24 protein-coding genes, 2 pseudogenes and 1 riboswitch are annotated in these 22914 nt (G+C 41.1%); of the genes and pseudogenes, 16 read left to right on the top strand and 10 right to left on the bottom strand.

Annotated elements, in window-relative coordinates:
* Nucleotides 1-2: 2 nt before the first annotated feature.
* The 6 genes from IRB43_RS09680 to IRB43_RS09655 form a co-directional block, all read right to left on the bottom strand.
* A complete protein-coding gene (locus IRB43_RS09680; RefSeq protein WP_203363268.1) occupies nt 3-572 on the bottom strand; it encodes a methyl-accepting chemotaxis protein in 570 nt (189 codons plus the stop codon).
* Complete coding sequence (locus tag IRB43_RS09675; protein ID WP_203363267.1) at nt 573-1064, bottom strand: DUF6843 domain-containing protein; 492 nt, start codon at nt 1062-1064, stop codon at nt 573-575.
* Between the two features lie 35 nt (nt 1065-1099).
* A complete protein-coding gene (tsaA, locus tag IRB43_RS09670) occupies nt 1100-1582 on the bottom strand; it encodes a tRNA (N6-threonylcarbamoyladenosine(37)-N6)-methyltransferase TrmO (RefSeq protein WP_203363266.1) in 483 nt (160 codons plus the stop codon).
* 173 nt (nt 1583-1755) lie between these two features.
* Complete coding sequence (locus IRB43_RS09665) at nt 1756-2343, bottom strand: helix-turn-helix domain-containing protein (RefSeq protein ID WP_203363265.1); 588 nt, start codon at nt 2341-2343, stop codon at nt 1756-1758.
* A 95-nt stretch (nt 2344-2438) separates the two neighbouring features.
* A riboswitch (cyclic di-GMP riboswitch) is annotated at nt 2439-2530 on the bottom strand.
* Nucleotides 2531-3084: 554 nt separating this feature from the next.
* The gene (locus tag IRB43_RS09660) at nt 3085-3309 is read right to left on the bottom strand and encodes a hypothetical protein (protein ID WP_203363264.1); all 225 of its coding nucleotides are present in this window, start codon (nt 3307-3309) and stop codon (nt 3085-3087) included.
* A 4-nt stretch (nt 3310-3313) separates the two neighbouring features.
* On the bottom strand, nt 3314-3634 hold the full coding sequence (locus tag IRB43_RS09655; RefSeq protein ID WP_203363263.1) for a YbjQ family protein: 321 nt from the start codon (nt 3632-3634) through the stop codon (nt 3314-3316).
* A 784-nt stretch (nt 3635-4418) separates the two neighbouring features.
* Between IRB43_RS09655 and IRB43_RS18210 the strand changes: the two are divergent.
* From IRB43_RS18210 to IRB43_RS18200, 4 genes and pseudogenes are all read left to right on the top strand, one after another.
* Nucleotides 4419-4949, top strand: a pseudogene (locus IRB43_RS18210) (methyl-accepting chemotaxis protein); the annotation flags it as partial.
* A gap of 223 nt (nt 4950-5172) precedes the next feature.
* A complete protein-coding gene (locus IRB43_RS09645) occupies nt 5173-7641 on the top strand; it encodes a bifunctional 2',3'-cyclic-nucleotide 2'-phosphodiesterase/3'-nucleotidase (protein ID WP_203363393.1) in 2469 nt (822 codons plus the stop codon).
* Between the two features lie 172 nt (nt 7642-7813).
* A pseudogene (locus IRB43_RS18205) lies at nt 7814-8662 on the top strand (cache domain-containing protein); the annotation flags it as partial.
* The gene (locus IRB43_RS18200; protein WP_481748135.1) at nt 8657-9604 is read left to right on the top strand and encodes a methyl-accepting chemotaxis protein; all 948 of its coding nucleotides are present in this window, start codon (nt 8657-8659) and stop codon (nt 9602-9604) included. The pseudogene IRB43_RS18205 and the gene IRB43_RS18200, both read left to right, overlap by 6 nt.
* 60 nt (nt 9605-9664) lie before the next feature.
* On the opposite strand, the gene IRB43_RS09635 is transcribed toward IRB43_RS18200, so the two are convergent.
* Nucleotides 9665-10213: a glutathione peroxidase gene (locus tag IRB43_RS09635; protein ID WP_203363260.1), complete on the bottom strand. Its 549-nt coding sequence runs from the start codon at nt 10211-10213 to the stop codon at nt 9665-9667.
* 119 nt (nt 10214-10332) lie between these two features.
* Between IRB43_RS09635 and IRB43_RS09630 the strand changes: the two genes are divergently transcribed.
* Together IRB43_RS09630 and IRB43_RS09625 are read left to right on the top strand one after the other, a co-directional pair.
* Nucleotides 10333-10524 (top strand): YwbE family protein, encoded by a 192-nt coding sequence (locus tag IRB43_RS09630; protein WP_203363259.1) that lies wholly within the window; start codon nt 10333-10335, stop codon nt 10522-10524.
* 13 nt (nt 10525-10537) lie between these two features.
* On the top strand, nt 10538-11149 hold the full coding sequence (locus IRB43_RS09625) for an NUDIX hydrolase (protein WP_203363258.1): 612 nt from the start codon (nt 10538-10540) through the stop codon (nt 11147-11149).
* A 42-nt stretch (nt 11150-11191) separates the two neighbouring features.
* On the opposite strand, the gene IRB43_RS09620 is transcribed toward IRB43_RS09625, so the two are convergent.
* Nucleotides 11192-11395 (bottom strand): zinc ribbon domain-containing protein, encoded by a 204-nt coding sequence (locus tag IRB43_RS09620; RefSeq protein WP_203363392.1) that lies wholly within the window; start codon nt 11393-11395, stop codon nt 11192-11194.
* A gap of 158 nt (nt 11396-11553) precedes the next feature.
* On the opposite strand from IRB43_RS09620, the gene flaG reads away from it, so the two are divergent.
* From flaG to fliT, 4 genes are read left to right on the top strand one after another with little or no spacing between them, the layout of a single operon-like run.
* On the top strand, nt 11554-11889 hold the full coding sequence (gene flaG, locus IRB43_RS09615) for a flagellar protein FlaG (RefSeq protein WP_203363257.1): 336 nt from the start codon (nt 11554-11556) through the stop codon (nt 11887-11889).
* 13 nt (nt 11890-11902) lie between these two features.
* Nucleotides 11903-13465: a flagellar hook-associated protein 2 gene (locus tag IRB43_RS09610; RefSeq protein WP_203363256.1), complete on the top strand. Its 1563-nt coding sequence runs from the start codon at nt 11903-11905 to the stop codon at nt 13463-13465.
* A gap of 26 nt (nt 13466-13491) precedes the next feature.
* A complete protein-coding gene (gene fliS / locus IRB43_RS09605; RefSeq protein ID WP_203363255.1) occupies nt 13492-13896 on the top strand; it encodes a flagellar export chaperone FliS in 405 nt (134 codons plus the stop codon).
* Nucleotides 13896-14240, top strand: a complete 345-nt coding sequence (fliT, locus tag IRB43_RS09600) for a flagellar protein FliT (protein ID WP_203363254.1) — start codon at nt 13896-13898, stop codon at nt 14238-14240. Before fliS ends, fliT begins: the two co-directional genes overlap by 1 nt.
* A 34-nt stretch (nt 14241-14274) precedes the next feature.
* Here fliT and IRB43_RS09595 read toward each other — a convergent pair whose 3' ends face one another.
* Nucleotides 14275-15087 carry a flagellin N-terminal helical domain-containing protein gene (locus tag IRB43_RS09595; RefSeq protein WP_203363253.1) on the bottom strand — a complete coding sequence of 271 codons (813 nt, stop codon included), beginning with the start codon at nt 15085-15087 and terminating at the stop codon, nt 14275-14277.
* Between the two features lie 130 nt (nt 15088-15217).
* On the opposite strand from IRB43_RS09595, the gene IRB43_RS09590 reads away from it, so the two are divergent.
* The 5 genes from IRB43_RS09590 (at nt 15218) to prfB (ending at nt 21529) form a co-directional block, all read left to right on the top strand.
* A complete protein-coding gene (locus IRB43_RS09590; RefSeq protein WP_203363252.1) occupies nt 15218-15616 on the top strand; it encodes a flagellar export chaperone FliS in 399 nt (132 codons plus the stop codon).
* Nucleotides 15617-15875: 259 nt separating this feature from the next.
* The gene (gene hpf, locus IRB43_RS09585; protein WP_203363251.1) at nt 15876-16436 is read left to right on the top strand and encodes a ribosome hibernation-promoting factor, HPF/YfiA family; all 561 of its coding nucleotides are present in this window, start codon (nt 15876-15878) and stop codon (nt 16434-16436) included.
* Between the two features lie 137 nt (nt 16437-16573).
* Nucleotides 16574-17626, top strand: coding sequence for an SEC-C metal-binding domain-containing protein (locus IRB43_RS09580; RefSeq protein WP_203363250.1), 1053 nt, complete (start codon nt 16574-16576; stop codon nt 17624-17626).
* 150 nt (nt 17627-17776) lie between these two features.
* Entirely contained in the window at nt 17777-20287 is a 2511-nt protein-coding gene (secA, locus tag IRB43_RS09575) for a preprotein translocase subunit SecA (protein ID WP_203363249.1), read from the top strand.
* A gap of 143 nt (nt 20288-20430) precedes the next feature.
* Nucleotides 20431-21529 (top strand): peptide chain release factor 2 gene (gene prfB / locus IRB43_RS09570; protein ID WP_203363248.1). Its coding sequence is split into 2 segments (ribosomal slippage): nt 20431-20502 and nt 20504-21529, totalling 1098 coding nucleotides; the frame shifts between segments, so codons are not numbered across the junction.
* A 31-nt stretch (nt 21530-21560) separates the two neighbouring features.
* Here the strand turns inward: prfB and IRB43_RS09565 are convergent.
* Nucleotides 21561-22217, bottom strand: a complete 657-nt coding sequence (locus IRB43_RS09565; protein ID WP_203363247.1) for a hypothetical protein — start codon at nt 22215-22217, stop codon at nt 21561-21563.
* Nucleotides 22218-22450: 233 nt separating this feature from the next.
* Here IRB43_RS09565 and cccB point away from each other — a divergent pair, with 233 nt between their 5' ends.
* Nucleotides 22451-22780, top strand: coding sequence for a cytochrome c551 (gene cccB, locus IRB43_RS09560; RefSeq protein ID WP_203363391.1), 330 nt, complete (start codon nt 22451-22453; stop codon nt 22778-22780).
* Nucleotides 22781-22914: the final 134 nt, after the last annotated feature.

The raw sequence follows: 22914 nt of genomic DNA, 5'->3' as shown, positions 1-22914 counted from the left end.
ATTTATCCGGAAGATTGAGCGGATTGTTCGGCTAGCTTTCGTACTTCCTCGACAACGACCGCAAAACCGGGTCCGGATTCGCCTGCTCGTGCCAATTCAATCGCGGCATTTAAGGCGAGTAAATTTGTTTGTTCAGCAATGTTTGTAATCATCGCAATAATGTCGTTGATTTCTTGAGAGCGTTTGTCTAATTGCTGAATGACCATCGCTGTATCCTTCACTTTTTGATGAATCGCGGTGATCGATGAAATGATGGCTTGGATTTCTGCGGCGCCTTCTGCTGTTGCTTTAGAGGCGTTCTCCGATAATTTTGTCGCTTCTTCCGTGCGATAGACGGCGTCATCCATTTGAGTGGATAAGACATTGATGACGTTGATTGTTTCACCGATGCTTGTCTTTAGCTCCTCAGACCCACATGCCACTTTCTCCGTCGCTTGAGCTACTTGTTTTGCTGCTTCCGTACTTTGATCAGCACTGGCTGTTAATTGTTTAGATGAACTAGCGATATGTAATAGTAATTGAGGTTTGACCCCATAGTCCGGGTGCTTTTTTGTATAACGACATGTAAACATTTATTCTATCCCATAATGTTTTTTCATTACTTCTGCAAGAACAGGATCTAAATCTTCGTGACGCATGCCATTACCAGATTGCATGAACTCTTGGCCGCATCGATCTTTTGTTACTTCAATCCCAGTATAATGAATGTTAATGTTGTCAGCACTGCCCGGGTTATGCTCAAAACCGCCTGTTCCTAGTCCTCTAATGCATTCTTCGTTAATCTTTGTTCTTTTCCCATTTTTGTCTACGTAGTAGTATTGATCAGTCACTGTTCCATAATCCATGTCTGGAGTAGAGGTGGCATAGTAGCCTTCATCATTTATAGGATACACTTTATAATCTCCTTCTTTTTTGATTTCAGGCGCACCTTTTACGTTATAGAAGGCATATACATACCCCTCATAATCTTCTGGAATTAAGTAAATATCATTCGTCACACGATCATTTGTACAACCGACCAAAGCAAAAAGCACAAAAAATAAAGCTGGAATCGTTTTTCTCAATCGTCTCTCCGCCTTTCTAGGGGGGGAGCGTCAACTTATTGTTGATCCCCTTCATAAGCTTTCGTGCGATCAACCTTCCCAACTTTCCCTTGAAACCACCCAATCTGATCCGTTTCCCGGTTATCAAACTGAGGAACAAATGGCTTAATGTCCAGCAGCGGTGTTTCATTGAGCATATCCACTTCTGAAATATATAGGCGGTTTCCTTCTACTCGTTTTAGGCGAACAGTCGATAATCCGAGTTGATTCGGGCGCCGCGGGTAACGGGTAGCGAATACGCCGTGGGATTGGTTGTCGAGGAAGGGGGTGACTTCCAATGCCACATCTGTGACTAAATGTAAATAATAAATTAATGTTAAGTGGGAAAATTGTTCAATATCTTGTAAGCCGGGAAGAAATTCCTCGTTCACCTCAATATATCCTTCCACTTCTTTTGCAGCTACTGCTTGAATTGGCATGCCTTTCTCCTCTGTAAAAGGTGTATAGATCGTTCCGATGTTTTCAAGTGTAATAGTCATTGGCTCACTCTTTTCTTACTGGATTTGTAGTTAATTCCATTTAATCATAGATGCGGCTGGAGATAAAAAGAAAAGCCTCTTCTATGTTAGAGGCAGCTGTTTAACCAAAAGGATGACCGCTCGCTTGAGGATCGGTCATCCTTTTGATTGGGGGAGATATTCTTTTCAGACAGCTACACTTCTGCTCTTTTCGTTACTCGCTCATAGCGGCGAATAATGCTGTTGATGCTGCGGTTCATGCGTCTGCCGATTTCTGCGTAGGTGAGTCCTTCTTGGCGCAGTTGGATGAGAAGTTGGTCTTCTTTTGTTGTCCAGCATTTATAGGTTCTTTTTTTGGATAAGCAATGCTCTTTTTCTTTTACTCTTTCTTCCTTTACCCACGCTGGTTCAGGTGGGAGTGCTTGATGGGGGATGTTGGAGAAGGTGATTTTATCCTTGTTTTTTTCGGCCCATTTCCAAAATTGATAAGGGTCAACAAAATAAAAGCTTTTTGACTTTCTTGTTACTTTTTGCATAAAGGGTAATTGATGCTTTTTCATCCACCATTTAATCGTGTTCCGATCTACTTGTAAAATTTTTGCGAGTTCTCCAATGGTCACTAATCCGGTTTGTGATTTGGTGTTAGCCAATCCTAGTCGATTCATTTTGACAAGGACGGATTCAAAGGAACGATCTAATTTTTTTGCAATATTCGAGACTTTTTGAAAGCCTGCGTACTCTTTTAAGTATTCGATTTCGTCTGTACACCATTCTTTTCTCATTTTATCCCCACCTTATTTGTTATAATTTGGAAGTAAAAAAGACTATTCTATACAGGAGAATAGCCAAAGAACTTAATGGTATGAAAATCCATTCGTTTGGCAACCAGGCGATCATAGTTTAAAAAGATTAAACCTTAGACCCTAGGCTTTGCGTCCTATTCTTTCGAATAGTTTGCCTTTATCATCCGGTGTATAGGGATTTTTTATTGTCAATTTACACTAAGTTATCGTAAATCAATTTGGCATACATATCAATAAGCCTAGATAAAAATAGTATTATTGTATCATTTTGGGTAATAGTGTTTTTAGAACTATAATACCTATTAAATTCCTTTAATTGTAAAAACAACAAATTATTTAATACTATTTTCATAATTTTAATAAAGGTCTATTTATTTATATAAACAGAGAAAACACTATGTAAATAGTTTTTAACTATTGGTGGAATAGGATATCAGTGGATTGGGATTAAAAGATAATAGGTGATTTCGAATAAAATGAGTACATAGTCTTGTTTTTGTTAGTGACATGCATGAGTAGGAGAATTTATCCTGCGTGAACGGGTTGTAAGAACCTATAAGGTGCCTGTCATTACTGTGAAGGAGTGCTGATAAATAAGTGGCTTTTGCTAATAACTCCTTCAGAATGGCTGATACTCCCCTCCATTTCCTGTATCTACGGCAATTTTTTCTGAAACACAAAAAAAGAACCAGCTCTTTGATCAAGCAGGCTGGTTCGTGTTTATTCTTCTTTATAAAATCGCTCACCAGTCTCCGGATGAAAATAGACGACCATCTTTTTTCCTGTAGTGGGGTCGATGGACACTTCTTCTGTTCGAACAAAGCCTTTTGGCACTTCTTTTCCATGCTTTGTTTTAAAGCGACGATCCCAAATGAACCAGGAGCCGAAAATTAAGACGAGGAGGATGAGCAGCTGTACGCCATAAAAGCCGATGACCCATTCCATTGACTTATTCCCGTTCAGCGATTACAGCTGTTCCGTAGGCGACAATTTCACTCATGTTTTGGCCGATTTCTCCTGAATCAAATCGCATCATAATAATGGCATTAGCCCCCATTGCTTGCGCGTTTTTGACCATTCGATCGATCGCTTGCTTTCTCGCATCTTCTAGCATTTCTGTATACTGATTAATCTCTCCGCCGACGAGCCCTTTGAAAGACGCCATAATATCTTTTCCGATCCCGCGTGCACGCACGGTTAATCCGAAAACAGGTCCTTTGATTTCAGTGATTTTATAATTCGTGATATTTTCAGTTGTGACAATAATCATCCGTTTCGCTCCTTTTCGATTTGAATCATTTGCTCTGTCAATATAATTAATTCTATATAGCGATGAAAAAAACCTTCAAAAACACTTAGTGGAAAATTTGGTGGAATATAAATAATTTTATTGAAATTTTTACAAATAAGACGATATAAAGCATATTCTAATCTCATAGGAAATGAGGCCTATTAATAGACGCTAATTTTGTCATGATGTTTTTATGTGGATCTTTGTGGAGTACCTTCGTTGACTTTTCACTCATTCAAATGACACGAAACCTACTAAAGTCAACAACGCTTCTGAAATAAAGCGCAAATCATTCATATCGTCAGGTAATGGACAATTAGTGAACCTGTTCATGCCGATAAAAGGAGACTTACATATGTTCAAATCTAAAAAAAATGACCCATCTTCCACGCAGCAACTGCAGCAAGAAATGACAGCTTTAAAAGCCTCATTTCAGGCGGAAAAACAGGAACAAAGAAATCGTCTGACTCATGTACAAGCTGAAATTGCGGCTGCTGTTCATCAACATGGAAAAGTCAATGCCCAACATCGCATGCTTGGAGAAACAATCGAGCAAATTGAACGAAGATGTGATGCGGTCGCTTTTTTAAGCGAACAGACGTCACAAAAGTCGAGCGATTTATATGAAAAGGGACATTCGTTGCAGCAACATTCCAGTCAGATTGTTGCTGATGCGAAGCAAGGAACAGCGGAAGTTAATCGTACAGCCGATGTGATTAAAGAGCTTGGGCATCATATTCAAGCGTCGGAAAGTAAGATGGAACAGTTAAGTGAACGCTCGGTCGAAATTCATTCGATTGTAGGTGTGATTGAAGGCATTGCCGCGCAAACGAATTTATTGGCATTAAATGCATCCATTGAAGCGGCTCGTGCAGGTGAATCTGGCAAGGGCTTTGCCGTTGTAGCACAGGAGGTAAGAAAGCTGGCGGAGAGCACTTCGGACAGCACTACAAACATTCAAGCGTTAACGACAGCTTTAAAAAATGAAGTGGAACACGTGTTAGAAGCGACAAGACAAAGTCAAGAGCTTGTAGAAAAAGGCATTGAAGTGAGCGTAAAGACAGCAGAGAAAATTGATCGCATTTTATTAGCGATTGAGAACAGCCAATCAGATATTAGTGAAGTGCAAACGATGATCGATGAACAAAAACAGCTATCATCGCAAACAAAGAAAGAATTAACCGAAGCAAAAGAACTATTTGATCAGGCTCGTGAAAGGCTAGACGAACACATGGAAGGGACCAAAGAAGTCGAGCAGCAACTGGAACACGGAATACAGCAATTAACCCTTTAAATAAATAAAAGACAATCTCGGCTTTCCAGTTGAGGTTGTCTTTTACTTTTTTAGGGCAGGAATTTTACAATAACTTAACGAAAATAGAAAAAATTATCTATATATTCATGCTAAAATTTAAGCGAGAAAAGACATCTATTTACAGGAGGGGAAAGAGTTGGCGAAAAATAAAATTAAGAAAACCGTACTGGCTTCTGCTTTAACTTTGAGTGTTGTACTTCCGATGGGGATGGAAAAACCAAGCTATGCTAATGCATTAAATGAAGATATCGTCAAGCTTCGTTTGTTAGAAACAACGGATATTCATGTGAACTTGATGAACTATGATTACTATCAAGATAAAGCGGTGGATAAATACGGTCTTGCTCGTACGGCTTCCCTCGTGAAAGCGGCTCGTGCTGAAAGTGAAAACTCGATGTTGTTTGATAACGGCGATTTAATTCAAGGGAACCCGCTCGGTGATTATGTAGCGAAAATCAAGGGGTTAAAGGATGGAGAAACGCATCCTGTCTATAAAGCGATGAATCTGCTGCAATATGATGTGGGTAATATTGGCAATCATGAATTTAATTATGGTTTGGATTTCTTGAAAAAGACGTTAAAAGGCTCCGAATTTCCTTACGTCAATGCCAATGTGTACATAGACGATCAAGATAATAATCCGAACAACGACCAAAACTACTTTGACCCGTACTTGATCATCGACAAAAAAGTGAAGGATCAAGATGGACAAGAGCATACGATTAAAGTCGGTGTGATTGGCTTTGTTCCGCCGCAAATTATGAATTGGGATAAGGCTCATTTAGAAGGCAAAGTGATCGCAAAAGATATGGTGGAATCGGCGAAAAAGTTCGTCCCTGAAATGAAAGCAAAGGGAGCGGATGTGATCGTGGCGATTCCTCACTCTGGACTCGGCACCATGGAAGAAGGGCAAATGAAGGAAAATGCGACATATGATTTAACGAAAGTAGATGGGATTGACGCGGTTCTTTTCGGTCATTCTCATGGTGTGTTCCCGAGCGCACAGTACAAAGATATGCCAGGTGCGGATGTTGAGAAAGGAACAGTGAACGGCGTTGCTTCCGTTATGCCAGGATTTTGGGGCAGTCATCTTGGAATTGTTGACCTTGAGCTGAAAAACGAAAATGGGAAATGGACGGTCGTCAATGGGCGATCCGAAACGAGAAGCATTACGACAGCTGACGGGAAGCCAACGGTTGAATCAGATGCTGACATTGTGAATGCCGTAAAGGATGAGCATGAAGGAACATTGAAATGGGTGCGAAGCGCAGTTGGGAAAACAACTGCACCGATCAACAGTTATTTTGCCCTTGTTCAAGATGATCCGTCGGTTCAAATTGTAGCCAATGCTCAAAAGTGGTATTTAGAGAATAAAATTAAAGGAACAGAGTATGAAAAAGTTCCTGTTTTATCAGCGGCTGCTCCGTTTAAAGCTGGCGCACGTATGGGATCTGACTATTATACAGATATTCCAGCGGGAGATATCGCCATCAAAAACGTTTCCGATTTATACTTATATCCGAACACGTTAAGTGCGGTACTGATTGATGGAGCAGGCGTCAAGGAATGGTTAGAAATGTCGGCTGGTCAGTTTAATCAAATTGATCCAAAAGCAGGCACAAAAGAGCAACCGCTTGTGAACCCTGCCTTTCCGACATTTAATTTCGATGTGATAGAAGGCGTGACGTACGACATTGACGTCACACAACCAGCTAAGTACGGCACGGACGGTAAAGTGGCCAATCCCAACGCCAACCGCATTAAAAATTTAAAATTTAATGGCAAAAACATCGATCCTAAACAAAAATTTCTTGTTGCAACGAACAATTATCGTGCAGGCGGTGGCGGGAACTTCCCGGGCATCAACGCGCAAAAAATAGCGGTTGAAACGCCAGATGAAAACCGCGGCATCGTGATCGATTACATTATGAACTTGAAAGAGATTAATCCATCAGCTGATCAAAACTGGGGATTTGCAGCAATTAATGACGATGTGAACGTCATGTTTGAAACATCACCTAATGCAAAGAAGTACACAGAAGGCTCGGATAAATTTAAATATGTGAAGCAGCTCGACAGCGGGTTTGCTCAATTCTCGATTGATATGAAGGGAAAAGAGAATGGTGAAGTAGGGAAAGAATTTAAAGATGTACCGAAAAACCATTGGGCTTATGAGTATATTCAAAGCTTAACAGCGAAAGGGATCATCCTTGGAAAAACAGATGGCACGTTTGCTCCGAATGCCACCGTCAAAAGAGGAGAGTTTGCGGCTTTCATTGCCCGAACGCTCGGTTTGAAGCCAAAAGGAAAAGCGCCTTTTAAAGATGTACCAGCAAACATGGAGAAAGACATTGCGGCTGTCTATGAAGCAGGCATTATTTCTGGGATGAGCAAAGATAAATTTGCTCCACATAAGCCGGTGACAAGAGAGCAAATGGCCGCCATGACGGTGAAAGCACTTGAAGTCAAAACAGGCAAGACGTTCACAGCCACTAAGCCAGCTAATTTCAAAGATAACAAACACATTCATCAAGAGTTCAAGAATGACATCGATGTGGCTGTCGAACAAAACATGATCTCTGGTTACCGTAATGAAACATTCATGCCGAAGAAATCCTCAACAAGAGCGGAAGCGGCAAAGGTCATTTATAAATTAGATCAATATAGATAATGCGACGAAACCACTTGAGTCTTGTATAGATTCAGGTGGTTTTTTCCTCATTTTTGAATATTAGCCACATACAATCCAATGTACCCATGAAAATCGAAATATTAATTGTTTGTAAAGATCTTTTTATTGAAACTTTTGTCTGATAATATGGACTATAATGTTATGAAATTATATGAAAATAATTGAAAGGAAGAAGACGATGAAGGCGAGCATATCTTTTTTCCATCGGATTTCTGTTCAGCTGCTTTTAGCCGTTACGATTGTGATTGTAACAATTAGCAGTGCGATCGGAATGTCTAGCTATTACTTAGCTAAAAAGCAATTAATTAATAGCGGAAAGGAAGAATTGGAAAGCATTGTTCAAGGGGCTTTGCCGGTCCTTGAGGCGCTCGATCAAAACGTACAAGATGGCAGCATCACGTTAGAAGAAGCGAAAGAGAAAGCAAGAGTGATATTAAACGGTCCTAAGACGGGGACAGAAGGGTACGACTTCAAACAGTCTAACTATTTGTATAAAGAGAATGGGTATTTATATGCCTATGACTCCGATCATAAAGCGCAGCTTCATCCGGCCATTCCTATTGGAGAAGACAAGTCCGATTCTCAAAATAGTCAAGGAGTGTATGTTCAACGGGAGCTCGTAAAAGCCGCGCAAGCAACAGATCCGGAAGACCATTTCTATACGTATGCTTGGAAGAATACTGGAGAAGCAAAAGAACAGCCAAAAATCGCTTACATGGCGTACTTTGAACCGTGGGATTGGAATATTGGTGTAGGTGCCTATGAATCTGAGTTTTATCAATCATTACAGTCATTAAAGATGTATATTATTTTAATTACGATTTCGATTGCTATTTTGAGTTTGGCGATGATGTTTTTGTTTGCGAAGAAGAAGTTAGATTTATTGAAGCAGGCGGCAGCCATTTCTTTAAAGATTGCGGATGGCGAATTAAATGTGCCGACGCTTCGAGAAACGTCGGATGAAGTGGGACAATTGAATCATTCGTTTAATAAAATGTCTAGTGAACTAAGAGGACTAATTGGCAAGCTTCAAGAGACAAGCAATGAATTGCTTCACTCGGCGACGGATTTATCAGCTGTTTCAGAAGAAACTTCGGCCAGCAGCCAAGAAATTGCCCGTGCGATGAACGAAATTTCCAGCGGAGCGGTTTCACAAGCTTCAGATATTGATGATATGAGTCGAAATGTCGATCGCCTGTCAGATGCAATTGCGCAAATGAATCAGGAAAATCAAGCGATTCGCGACATTACTACTTCTACAGAAAAAGCAACCGATCATGGAAAAGAAATCGTTCAAGTACTGAAGCATTCCAACGCCCAGTCGTTAGATGCGTCTGAAAAAATTAAGGAAAGCATCACGAACTTAACGAATCAAATTCAAAACATCTCACATATTACAGAAACAATTAATCACATTACCCAGCAAACGAATCTACTGGCCTTAAATGCTAGTATTGAAGCCGCACGAGCGGGGGAACATGGCAAAGGATTTGCGGTTGTTGCGGAGGAAGTGAGAAAACTGGCGGAAGAATCGAATCAAGCGACAAAACAAATCCAAGAGATGATCACAGGTATCCAGCAAGAAACGGAAACAACGGTGTCAATGATGGAAGAGACAGTTGTCTTTTCGACACAGCTCAATAACGCTGTGCATGAAACCGAGATGGAATTTAATGAGATCTCGGAAGCTGTGAAAGAAACTATTAAAGCGATTGATGTATTAAGCAGTGAAATTGTGACAGTGACTAATCAAAGTCATGAAATTCAAAGCGTAATTCAAAACATCTCTGCGGTGTCAGAAGAAACGGCCGCCGCTGTAGAAGAAATCTCCGCTTCCGTAGATGAACAATCGAAAGCCATTTCTACTGTTAGTCATTCAGCCGATCAACTATCGCAACTAAGCGAAGCATTGTCTGCGGTCATTAATAGATACAAAGTATAAAAGGATGGGGTGCGCCCCATCCTTTTTGTATATACCAGATTGATCAGCAATCCTCAATTCTCATCGAAGCAATCTCTCTATTTCTTTTACAAATGAAGCTGGCTCATCGGATGGTTCGAATCGCTGGACGACGTTTCCTTCTTGGTCGATCAGGAATTTCGTGAAGTTCCATTTGATGGAGTCGCCTAGGAGAAACTCTGGATTTTTGTCTGAGATCATTGCTTTTAATAATTTCTCATTGATATTGGATTCATCAAATCCACGGAATGGCGCAGCCTCTTTTAAAAATTGAAATAAAGGAAGAGCCTGTTCGCCGTTGACATCTACTTTTGAAAACATTGGGAACGTGACGCCGTAATTCAATTGACAAAACGCAGAGGCATCTTCACTCGTTCCCGGTTCTTGGCCGCCAAATTGATTGCAAGGAAACCCTAATATTTCTAGCCCGGCATCTTTATACGTGAGGTAAAGCTTTTGTAAGTCTTCAAATTGCGGAGTAAATGCACATTTGCTCGCTGTATTAACGATGAGCAATACTTTTCCTTTATAATGTTCAAGAGAAACCATGTCTCCATTTCTTTTTTCTGCGGTAAAATGAAAGATATTCATATGAGTCACCTCTAATAATTATTATTTAATAATTATTATAAATAAATATGAGCCATTTGTCTAATAAAATGTAATTCTTTCGACCTATTGTTACGATCAATAAACAAGGAGTGAAAAAAATGAACGGACAACATCGCAAAAATATTCAGCCGGGGATCGAGGTTGATATCGTCTTAAAGAAGGATCAGCGAACAGGAAAGAAAACGAGAGGCATCGTGAAAGATATTTTGACGAATTCAAGCTTTCATCCTCATGGCATTAAAGTTCGGCTTGAGGATGGGCAAGTAGGAAGAGTGCAACACATTTATTAAGGGGGGAATGGGGATGGAAACGGAAGTGCTTGCGGTATTTGATGAGGAAGGGAATCGAATAGGTGAGGCGACAAGGGAAGAAGTCCATCAAAAGGGCTTATGGCATGAAACCTTTCATTGTTGGGTAGTCAGCGGCCATGATGTATACTTGCAAATTCGCAGTGAACAGAAAAAGGATTTTCCGAATCTTTTAGATATCACGGCTGCTGGGCATTTGCTGGCTCAGGAAACCGTACAGGACGGCGTGAGGGAAGTGCAAGAGGAATTGGGGATCGAGGTTAAATTTGAAGAACTGATTCCTTTAGGAGTGGTGAAAGATCGCCTGCAAGTGAGCAACTTTTTAGATCATGAAAGATGTCATGTGTTTTTGCATAAGACGGATCAATCAATCGCAGTTTCCGAGCTTCAAAGGGAAGAAGTGGCTGGAATCGTGAAAGTAAAGCTTTCCACATTTTGTGCATTTTGTCTTGGAGAAACAATAGAAATGAATGTTCATGGAGAATACATAGATAATGCGGGCATCATTCATTCAATTCAGAAAACCGTTGATCAAACAGATATTGTTCCGCATGAAGTGAGCTATTTTCAGCAAATTGGATGGCTGTTAAAAGAGAAATTGCTATAAGAAAAAAGTGCGCTGGCATCATGATGCCAGCGCGTTTTTGGATTAGCCAAAAAAGAAATCCAAGACGTTAGAAGCTGTCGATGCTTCTTTATTGTAAAACTCAGAGTAGCCGCATTTTTTGCAATAGACAACAATGAATTGATTCTTTTGAATATCAAACATTTTCGATAAGCCCGTACCCGTCATCGCCACTTCTTTTTGTCCGGCGTTCGTACTGCCGCATTTGATACATCCTTTTCTGTCCATCATGCTCTCCCCTTTCTTACTAAAATGATACGAACGAAAAGCAAGAAAGTTTCAAGTGCCATCAAGGAAAAATGAACTGTTTTCGCTTTTCCTGTTAATATCATGATGCAGCTTCCGATATAAGAGATAGAGATATTTTCCGGAGGGAGCGATAGGAGATGATTGATAAGCTAGGAGCGTCCAACCAAGTGATAAAGTCGGTGACTCCTCCCCTGCAACAACGGGAAACAGAAGTAGCGAAAGAAGTAGAGGAGGTTCAAAAACAGCCTTCCAAAGCGGAGATGGAGAGAATAATTCAAGGGATGAATGAATTCTTGAAGCCTTCCACCTTACATGTGAAATTTGAATTTCATGATGAATTAGAAGAATATTATGTAACGATGGTTGATGACGTCACGCAAGAAGTGATTCGGGAAATTCCATCGAAAAAAGTATTAGATATGTACGCAGCGATGACAGAACATATAGGGATTTTAGTAGATAAAAAGATTTAAGGAGGCATTTTTGATGCGAATTGGCGGATTAGCAAGCGGTATGGACATAGATACAATGGTCAAAGACTTAATGAAAGCGGAAAGAATGAAAGTCGATAAGCTTCATCAAAGAAAGCAATTTTTAGAATGGCAGCGCGATGACTACCGCAGCATGAACAAAACGATGTTTGACTTCAGCCAACAAATCTTTGACGGCGTGATGAAACAAGCGAACTATATTCAAAAAAAGGTGAACTTATCTGATGAGTCCGTGGCATCAATTAGAAACCTTAGCTCTACGACGGATTTTCAGGGGACGTTGGAAGTGAAAGGATTAGCGACGGCGGCGAGGATGACAAGTAGTGCTGGGGTGACGATTAACCCGGAGGCAAAGCTATCTGATTTAGGTATTACAGATACAAAGGTTACAATCAATGCGATTGGTAAAGATGGTAAGCTTGCGAAAGAGGCAGTGGAAATTACATTTGATCCAACAAAAGAGTCTTTAAATGATGTAATGAAAAAAATTAACGAACAAACAGGCGTCACGATGTTTTATGATAGTTTTACAGGAAAAGTTTCAATGACGGCTAAAAATACAGGTGATGCAAAAGATGAAAATGGTAACGATGTTGCAGAGATTGAATTAACTGATTCAGTTACAACAGACGGTTTGTTTGCAAAGTTAAACCTATCTTCCAAAAATACTGACAAGGTCCCAGCTAAGAATGCTGACGGAACCCCTATTTTGGATAATGGAAATCAAGTTTATTTGGATAATAACCAACTCGGCTCCAACGCCCAATTCACACTAAACGGCCTAGAAACCCAACGCTCCACTAACACCTTCACAATCGGCGGCGTCGAATACTCACTGAAAGCGAAGGGAACAACGAACTTCACTTCCGCGACAGATGTGGATAAAGTGTATGATACGATCAAGGGCTTTGTGGATAAGTATAATGAATTAATCGCTAAAGTGAATGAAGAATTGGATGAAAAGCGCTACCGCAGTTATCAGCCGTTAACGAAAGAGCAGCGGGAAGCCATGTCTGATAAAGAAGCGGAGCTGTGGGAAGAAAAGGCGCGCAGTGGAACATTGCGTGGCGATTCTGCATTAACATCAGGCATGAATAAAATGCGCTTTAATTTATCGAGCCCTGTATCAGGTCTGCCTGCAGAATTTAATCAGCTATCTGACATCGGCATTACCACATCGAAGAATTATTTAGAAAAAGGTAAGCTTGTGATTGATGATAAGAAATTAAAAGAGGCAATCGCCAAAGATCCGAATGCGATTTATAAATTATTTGCAAATGATGGGCCAACCGATGCAGAGAAAGGGTTAGCGAGAAGACTGAGAGCAACGATTGATGGCACAAGAAAATCAGTGGAACAAAAAGCGGGAAGTGCTTCTAGCGTCAACAATACATTTGCAATCGGAAAAACATTAATTAATTTAGATGATCAAATTTCACGTTTTGAACGCAAATTAATTCAAACAGAAGATCGCTACTGGCGCCAATTCTCAGCGATGGAAAAAGCGATTCAACGTTCGAATGAGCAGTCCATGTCACTTATGAACTACTTTAAGTAATTAAATGAAGGAGATGTATTTTTTTCATGGCAATGAAAAATCCTTATCAAACATATTCTAATAATTCTGTGACGACAGCTTCCCCTGGGGAGCTGACGCTAATGTTATATAACGGCTGCCTCAAGTTTATTCATCAGGCGAAAAAGGCAATCGCTGAAAAAAATATTGAAGCCAAAAATACGAATATCCAAAAAGCGCAAGCGATTATTCAAGAGCTCATGGTGACACTCAATATGGAAGTAGCTATGTCGCAGAACTTACTATCCTTGTATGATTATTTGAACCGCCGTCTCATGGAAGCGAATGTAAAGAATGATCCTGCTATTTTAGAAGAAGTGGAAGGATTTGTGACGGAATTCCGTGATACGTGGAAAGAAGTGATTCAGAAGAATCGACAGCTGCAGCATGGCGGAAAAGGTGGACAGGCTTAATGTCCACTGTTCAAGCAATGTATGATGTAACAGAACAATTGTATCAATTAGTTGACAAACCACTAGCCGATCGCGATGAGTTGATTGCGCGTGTAGAAGAGTTATTACAACAGCGTCAAGTGTTGTTATCGAGACTACAGCCTCCGTTTAATGAAGTGGAGCAGCAGCTTGGCCAGCAAATCGTTCAATGGAATGTCACTATTGATGCCTTTTTAAATAAGCTTCAAGAAGACATTCAAAAGGATATGAATGGATTAAAGAAGAAGAAACATTCTATGGGGAAATACACCAATCCCTATGCTTCTACGCAAACGGATGGAGTATTTTATGACAAGAAAAATTAAGGAAAAGAGCCGCTCCAAATCGAGCGGCTCTTTTCTATTTTCTAAATAACTGAAGCACTTCTCCAACCGATTGATTAATGTGAGAAACGATGAGCTGGTCACTGTTTTTGCGAATATCTAAACTGACGTGATTCATCATTTCCTTTGCCATATCGGTATCTGCAATTTTGGATAAAGAAGAGGTTAAATTAGCCTCATTCACCATCGTATTCGCCATATGATGCTCAATCGCTTCATAGTAGGAACCAATCTTCGTTAAATTCCCCGTTGTTTGAACAATGGCTTGATCCAATCGCTGAATTAAATCATGGGCGCTCTCTTGCGTTGAAATGGAGATGTTGTCTAAGTTCAAGGCGGTGGTGCTTGTATCCATAAGGTCGATAGAAATTTTCTGTCCCGGATTAGCGCCGACCATTAACACGAGCGGGGCATTTTCGCCTAAAATTTTCTTCGTGTTGAATTCTAATTTCGTGGCTGTGTCATTGATGCTGGCCATCAGTTGGTCTAATTCCTCTTGGCTTGCTTTTCGATCCTCATCTGTTAGTGTTCCATTGGCACTCATCACAGCTAGCTCTCGTCCTCTTTGCAATAAGCCGTTGACATTATTTAATCCTTCATTGGCTGCTTGTAAAACGGATAGACCATCTTGCATATTGCGCTGTGCTTGTGATAGCCCTCTCACTTGGGCACGCATTGTTTCGGATACGGCAAGGCCGGCTGCGTTATCGCTTGCTCGGCGAATCGCGTTACCCGATGACAATTTGTCCATCGTTTTCTCCATGATGCGATCATTTTTTTGATAGCGGGTCACAGAGAATGCGACCATCGCTTGATTATGGATTTTCATTGATCTCACCTCTTTTCTACAATAATCATTTTCCCTCTTTATATCGTCGTTTTTTCCCAAAATTTGATGAAAAGTGCTGAATTTTATTGAAAAAAATCCGATATCAAACATAAGAAAGGCAGGGGAATCTATGAAGGAACAACAAAAAGCTCATCAGCAATATAAGCAAATGAGCGAGCAAACAGCGGCGCCTGAAGAGCAGATGATTTCCTTGCTGCAAGAGGCGATCAAGGAAGTGAAAAAAGGAAAAGCGGCGATTCATAAAGAAGATCGGGCTAAGCGGAATGAAAGTCTCGCTCAAGGACAAGCTTATGTGCTTTCGCTTATTCCCTTTATCAATCACAAGACGGAGGAAGGAGAACGGCTGATTTCCGTGTATGGCTACATCAATCGGCTGTTAATTCGGGCGAACATTGAAAGCAATCAAGAATTGTTGCAGGAAGCGGAGGAGCTATTGCTTCGCTTACAGATGGATTGGGCGGAGGCGCTGAAGTTTCGCCGCAAACAATATGTAGGTGATTTGATCTAAGAAAAGGCTTTGCGCAGTTGTCAGTGCAAAGCCTTTTTTTAATTGAGCCGTTCGTTGCTTCTCTTATTTTTTCAGCTAAATAGTAGGTGTTTTTACGTTTGAAAACGAGGAAGAAGATGTCAAGTGTGGTCTCGCATTCAAGAGACAAATTTCACTATGGATGTCAAAATTTTGACAAATTTTTTTTCGAGATTTAGCAGGAATTTTTCAAGAGATGAAGAAATATATATACATAGCTACAAGTTAAGGAGGAGTTCGCATGATGGATTACAACATTCGTGGTGAAAACATTGAGGTAACTCCGGCGATTCGTGAATACGTCGAGAAAAAGATTGGGAAGCTAGAGCGTTATTTTAACGAAACACCAAATGCTACTGTGCATGTAAACTTGAAAGTTTATTCTGATAGAAGCGCAAAAGTGGAAGTAACAATTCCGATGAAAAATCTTGTCCTTCGCGCAGAAGAGCGCAACGCAGATATGTACGCTGGCATCGACTTAATTGTTGATAAATTAGAGCGTCAAATTCGTAAGCATAAAACAAAAGTCAATCGCAAGTTCCGTGAAAAAGGTGAGCCGCAAGATTACTTTGCGATCGCGATGAATGAAACAGCAGCGGCTGAAGTAGAAGAAGACACAGATGAACTAGCGATTGTTCGTACAAAGCAATTCGATTTAAAACCAATGGATTCTGAAGAAGCGGTTTTACAAATGAACCTTCTCGGTCATAACTTCTTTATTTATACAGATGCAGAGAGCAACAGCACAAATATCGTGTATAAACGTAAAGATGGCAAATACGGTTTAATTGAAACAAACTAATGATCAAGACGCTTGCAGAGGTTAACTTTGCAAGCGTTTTTGGTTTTCGAGGTTTGCTTGGCTGTATCAAGTTGACAGGGCATGGTAAGATAGAACAAGTGCTAAAGTTTTTGTGATGTAGAGAAGGAGTGACATTGATGTCAATTGGACGGAACGAACCATGTCCATGTGGAAGTGGAAAGAAATATAAAAAATGCTGCGGGAAAGTGGAAGGTTCAGCGATTCATAGTGTGATGCTTGAGGAACTAGAAAACTTGCAGCGAGAATTAATTGATTACTCGATGAAAAATTACTCACATACGATGAAGAAAGAGTTTCAAACGCTCTTGCATAAATATGAAGTGCTTCGTAAAGATCCGCAAGTATTTTTAGTGGCTTTTGAAATTTGGTTTATGTTAAATCATCCGGTGAAAGATGGTCAGACGGTGCTTGAGAAGTTTGTCGCTCGCCGTTCTCCAACGATTGAACGCGAACGGACGAAGCGAGTGTTTCAATCATGGACAAAACCGAGATTTATTGCCGGTCAGTTAGGAACGATTCGTGACCGTGTATATGAAGTGAAAGACATTCTTTCAGGGGAAAACGTAGCGATTCGCGCACGTCAAAAAGTGGATTTAGATGAAGTGTTTATTATCGGCGCACTATTGCCGTTTGAAGAAGAATACACCTTCTTTATGATCGACTTCCATTTCGAAAAAGAAATGGCTGCGCGAATGGAGAAATGGCTATTATCTCAATGTGAACAAGCGGAAGATCGCCAAGCGTTTGTCGCCAATCACTTTTTATTTGTGCTAGACGGTTTATTTACGATTTATAATAACGGGCAACAAGAGGAAGAATCTTTTGACTACAGCGAGCTGAAATGGGAGAAAGAAGCCCAATCCAAAACGGCAGATATGCTGCTTGAGTTTTTACAAGAAGAAGGCGTAGAAGAGCTTCGTAAGCAAACGGCCGTTCTTCTATGGAATCTATATTGTCAGAAAGAGAACCCAACGATTCGCAAGCCGGAAATTTATGTGGGGGCGCTCGTTTCTCTTTTACAATCATACAACATTATTGAAGCAAATGATTCGAACATAGCCTTAGCGAAACGATTAGGAACGACGGCAGCGAGCCTATCGAAGCGGGCAAAAGAAATGGAAGCCATTTTGCAAGATCGTTTAGAACAAGGCAAGAAAGCTGCTCAATAAATGATGAAAAACGCTCAATCGGGCGTTTTTTTCATTTACTTGTCTAGGCCGTTTGGTTGTTTCCGATGGGGGTTAATGTTAATATTAAGTAGGAATTTTGTGATTTTTAGGCTCATATATTAACTTGCTGAAAGTAAAAGGAGCGTTTTTATGGGGTTGTTAAATAAATTATTTGATGCAAATAAACGTGAAGTGAAGCGCCTAGAGCAGATGGCTATGAAGGTAGAAGCATTAGAGAGTACCGTTCAAGCACTATCAGATGATGAGCTTCGCGCGAAAACGATAGAGTTTCAAGAGCGATATGCCAAGGGAGAAACGTTGGATGATTTACTGACGGAAGCGTTTGCTGTTGTGCGTGAAGGGGCTCGCCGTGTGCTTGGTCTGTTCCCTTACCGCGTGCAAATCATGGGGGGGATCGCCCTTCATGAAGGAAACATTTCTGAGATGAAAACGGGTGAAGGGAAAACATTAACGGCTACATTGCCAGTCTATTTAAATGCCCTTTCTGGAAAAGGCGTTCACGTTATCACGGTCAATGAATACTTAGCTTCTCGTGATGCGACAGAAATGGGGGAATTATACAATTTTCTCGGTTTATCGGTCGGATTGAACTTGAACAGTTTAACGAAAGAAGAGAAAAAAGCTGCCTATGAAGCGGATATCACGTATGGAACGAATAACGAATTTGGCTTTGATTATTTGCGTGACAATATGGTGCTATATAAAGAGCATAAAGTCATGCGTCCGCTCCATTTTGCTGTGATTGACGAGGTGGATTCGATTTTAATCGATGAAGCGAGAACACCGCTCATTATTTCTGGACAAGCGCAGAAATCGACACAGTTATATATTCATGCTAACAGCTTTGTGCGCACGCTGAAATTAGAAGACGACTATACGTACGATGTGAAAACAAAAGGCGTGTTATTGACGGAAGAAGGAATCAATAAGGCGGAAAAAGCGTTTGGGATTGAAAACTTGTTTGACTTAAAGCATGTGACATTGAACCATCATATTAACCAAGCGTTAAAAGCGCATGTGACGATGCAGTGCGATGTCGATTATGTCGTGCAAGACGATGAGGTGGTCATCGTTGACCAATTTACCGGACGTCTCATGAAAGGGCGCCGCTACAGCGATGGGCTTCACCAAGCGATTGAAGCGAAGGAAGGCGTACCAATTCAAAATGAAAGCATGACGATGGCGACGATTACGTTCCAAAACTACTTCCGTATGTATGAAAAGTTATCGGGGATGACCGGTACAGCAAAAACGGAAGAAGAGGAATTCAGAAATATTTATAATATGCGCGTTGTGGCGATTCCAACGAACCGCCCGATTGCCCGCGATGACCGTCCAGATTTAATTTATGCGACGATGGAAGGCAAATTCCGTGCCGTCGTAGAGGATATTTATCAGCGTTACCAATTAAAGCAACCAGTGCTTGTCGGTACAGTGGCGATTGAAACGTCTGAACTCATTTCCAGCTTGCTGAAAAAACGCGGCGTGCCTCACAACGTTTTGAACGCAAAAAATCACGAACGTGAAGCTGAAATCATTACCGAAGCAGGACAGCCTGGTGCGGTAACGATCGCGACAAACATGGCCGGACGCGGAACGGATATTAAGCTTGGCGAAGGTGTGAAAGAGCTTGGCGGTTTAGCGGTTATTGGGACAGAGCGCCATGAGTCGCGCCGGATTGATAATCAGTTGCGCGGACGTTCCGGACGTCAAGGGGACCCAGGGGTGACACAATTTTATTTATCGATGGAAGATGAACTAATGCGCCGCTTCGGCTCTGACAATATGAAGTCGATGATGGAAAAGCTCGGAATGGATGATAGTCAGCCGATCCAAAGTAAAATGGTCAGCCGTGCTGTGGAATCCGCTCAAAAACGGGTGGAGGGCAACAACTTTGATGCGCGGAAACGCCTGCTTGAATATGATGATGTGTTACGCCAGCAGCGCGAAATCATTTATAAACAGCGGGATGATGTGTTAGATGCTGAAAACCTTCGTGACATCATGGAAGGCATGATTGAAACCGTTATTCATCAAGTAGTGAACATGCATGTGAACCCGGCTGAAACGGAAGATCAGTGGAACCTTCAAGGAATTGCTGACTATGTTAATGCGAACCTTTTACAAGAGGGTGAACTTACGGTAGCTGACCTTCAAGGCAAGGACGCTGGAGAAATGTCTGATCTCATTTTTGCCAAAGTGAAAGAGCGCTACGATGAAAGAGAACAGCAAATGGGCGAGGAGCAAACGCGTGAATTTGAAAAAGTCGTTCTTCTTCGCGCAGTTGATTCGAAATGGATCAATCATATCGATGCGATGGACCAATTGCGTCAAGGAATTCATTTGCGCGCTTACGGCCAAATCGACCCGCTTCGTGAATACCAAAATGAAGGCTTTGCGATGTTCGAAAACATGGTGGCTTCCATCAATGAAGAAGCCGCTAAATATGTGATGAAGGCGGAAATCCGCAACAACTTAGAGCGCCAAGAAGTCGCAAAAGGCCAAGCTGTGAACCCGAAAGAGGACGAAGGCAAAACAAAGAAAAAGCCTGTTCGCAAAGCCCCAGAAACGGGCAGAAACGCAATGTGCCCATGCGGTAGCGGCAAAAAGTATAAAAACTGCTGCGGCGCTGGGAAATAGATCATTTATTAAGTTGAATAAACAGGCATAATGATGTTGTCATTTCTGAGATAGACATAATATAATGACAGGAAAAAAGATGACTGTGCGGGTGCACTGTCTTTTTTCCTGTTTGAAGACCAATAAAATGATGAGGTGTTTGTATGGAATTATTTGAGATTCGTAATGAGTTAGATAAAACAGCTAAGAAATTAGCGGACTTCAGGGGGTCTCTTTGACTTAGAACACAAAGAGGAACGGATTGCGGCGCTAGAAGATGAGATGCTTCATCCTGATTTCTGGAATGATCAGCAAGCAGCACAAGCAGTCATTAATGAGTCCAATGGCTTAAAGGAAATTGTGAATGAGTACAATGGATTACTTGAAGCACAAGAGAACTTAGAGCTGACGCATGAGTTGGTGAAAGAAGAGCCGGATGCGGAACTTCAAGCGGATCTGGAAACAGAGATGGAAGAGTTCATGAAGCGCATTAATGATTTTGAGCTCCAGCTATTATTAAGCGAGCCGCATGATAAAAATAATGCGATTTTGGAGCTTCATCCAGGGGCAGGTGGAACAGAGTCACAAGATTGGGGTTCGATGCTTCTTCGTATGTATACACGCTGGGCGGAAAAACAAGGCTATAAAGTCGAGACGCTTGACTATCTTCCGGGAGATGAAGCGGGGATTAAGAGCGTGACGCTATTAATTAAAGGGCATAATGCGTATGGCTATTTAAAAGCGGAAAAAGGCGTTCATCGTTTAGTACGGATCTCGCCATTTGATTCTTCGGGTCGCCGTCATACGTCGTTCGTTTCTTGTGAAGTAATGCCGGAATTCAATGAAGAGATTGAAATTGACATTCGCACAGAAGATCTTAAAATCGATACGTACCGAGCGAGTGGTGCGGGTGGACAGCATATTAATACGACGGATTCTGCCGTGCGTATTACGCATTTACCGACAAATGTCGTCGTTACTTGCCAGTCTGAGCGTTCACAAATTAAAAACCGTGAACAAGCGATGAAAATGTTGAAAGCGAAATTATACCAAAAGAAATTAGAAGAGCAAGAAGCGGAGTTGGCAGAAATTCGTGGCGAGCAAAAGGATATTGGTTGGGGAAGCCAAATTCGCTCCTACGTCTTCCACCCATACTCTATGGTAAAAGATCATCGAACAAGTGAAGAGAGTGGAAACGTACAAGGCGTCATGGATGGAGAGATCACTCCGTTTATTAATGCGTATTTGCGTTCACGTATTTAATGAGAAAACCCGTTTGCTTAGGCAAACGGGTTCATTCGTTAAATAATGTGTATAAATCTTTTGTTGAGTAAACACTACTGCCATCAGCCCAGTCTTCTATATCGCTCCAGTAGGGACTGTTCCAAAGTTCTTTTTCTACGCCGTTCTGTTTCACTAATTGATCGACTAATAGTAATTGCGAAAACACGTCCCGATCATCATCCCACAATTCCCAGCTTTCTCCGTTGATGAAGTACATTCCGTAAGATCCGTAATGCGAGCCTTCATCGTATTCGTAATCTAACTCCACGAAATCGACCGCTTCCCAGCTGTAGCGTTTTTCGTCGAGATCCCAAAAAGGAGAAATTCTAATGTCTTCTTCCGTAATGGTAATGGAATGATGCATCGCTAAATAGACGAATGGAAGAAAAAGAAGATGAGCCCCTCCTGCCCATAATAAGAAAGAACGAAAAGAGGGATCTTTTTTCTTATTGTTCGATTTCATCTGATCGATGACTCGAACAACAAGTAAATAAGAAGAGACAGCAAACAGGAGTGAATAGGCAAGGAAAATGAAACCGGATAGCCTGCTTACTTTGAAATAAATATATGGTTCGGTATGTAAGGCTTCTGTGATCTCAGTTAATAGGATGGAGCAAGCGATCAGCAATAAATAGCCAAAAAGAAGTTTCCCTAATACTTTGAGCATGAAAACACGTCCCTGACTCTTTTTCTCTTATTATACAAAATAGGGAAAAAGATGCTCCATCGGTCAAAAGTCCATTCTTCAAAAAGAAGCTCAATTGACAAATGTTCACAAAATATCAACAATTAACCGTTTATTGATGTGCTCCTAGCGGTTAGGGAAGGTTTTAAAAGCAGACAAGTCTGTTATAATAAAGAGGTGTATCATATTATTCCTCAGGAGGAGATAACATGAAGCTGAAAAAGTCATTACTAGCTCTTTTGTTGGGCTCATCTATGGCTCTAGCCGCTTGTGGTGGGGGAGATGAAAAAGCGGAGCCTGAGAAAGAAACAGGTGGAGAAACAGCAAGTGCCGATGGAGAACAAGTGTACAACCAAAGCTGTATGAGCTGTCATGGAGAAAAGCTTGAAGGCAGTGTAGGACCAGCACTTGATAAAATCGGTGCAAAACTGAGCGAAGATGAAATCTTGAATGTAATTAACAATGGTCAAGGCGGTATGCCACCAAAAGTGGTTGAAGGGGCAGACGCGGAAGCTGTTGCTAAATGGCTAGCAAGCAAAAAATAAGAAATGAGAAAACATCAGCGAAGAAGCTGGTGTTTTTTTGTCGATTGTGTCGAATATTTCATGTTGGGTAAATGTTGGTATCTCTTCTTTTATACGAGAAATAGGAGGAAAAAATACTCATGTTTATTACAGAC

The sequence above is a fragment of the Bacillus sp. REN10 genome, assembly GCF_016820555.1.
Taxonomy (GTDB): domain Bacteria; phylum Bacillota; class Bacilli; order Bacillales; family Domibacillaceae; genus Bacillus_CE.
The sequence above is the reverse complement of the archived record's forward strand: the minus strand, read 5'-3'. Positions and strand labels throughout refer to the sequence as shown.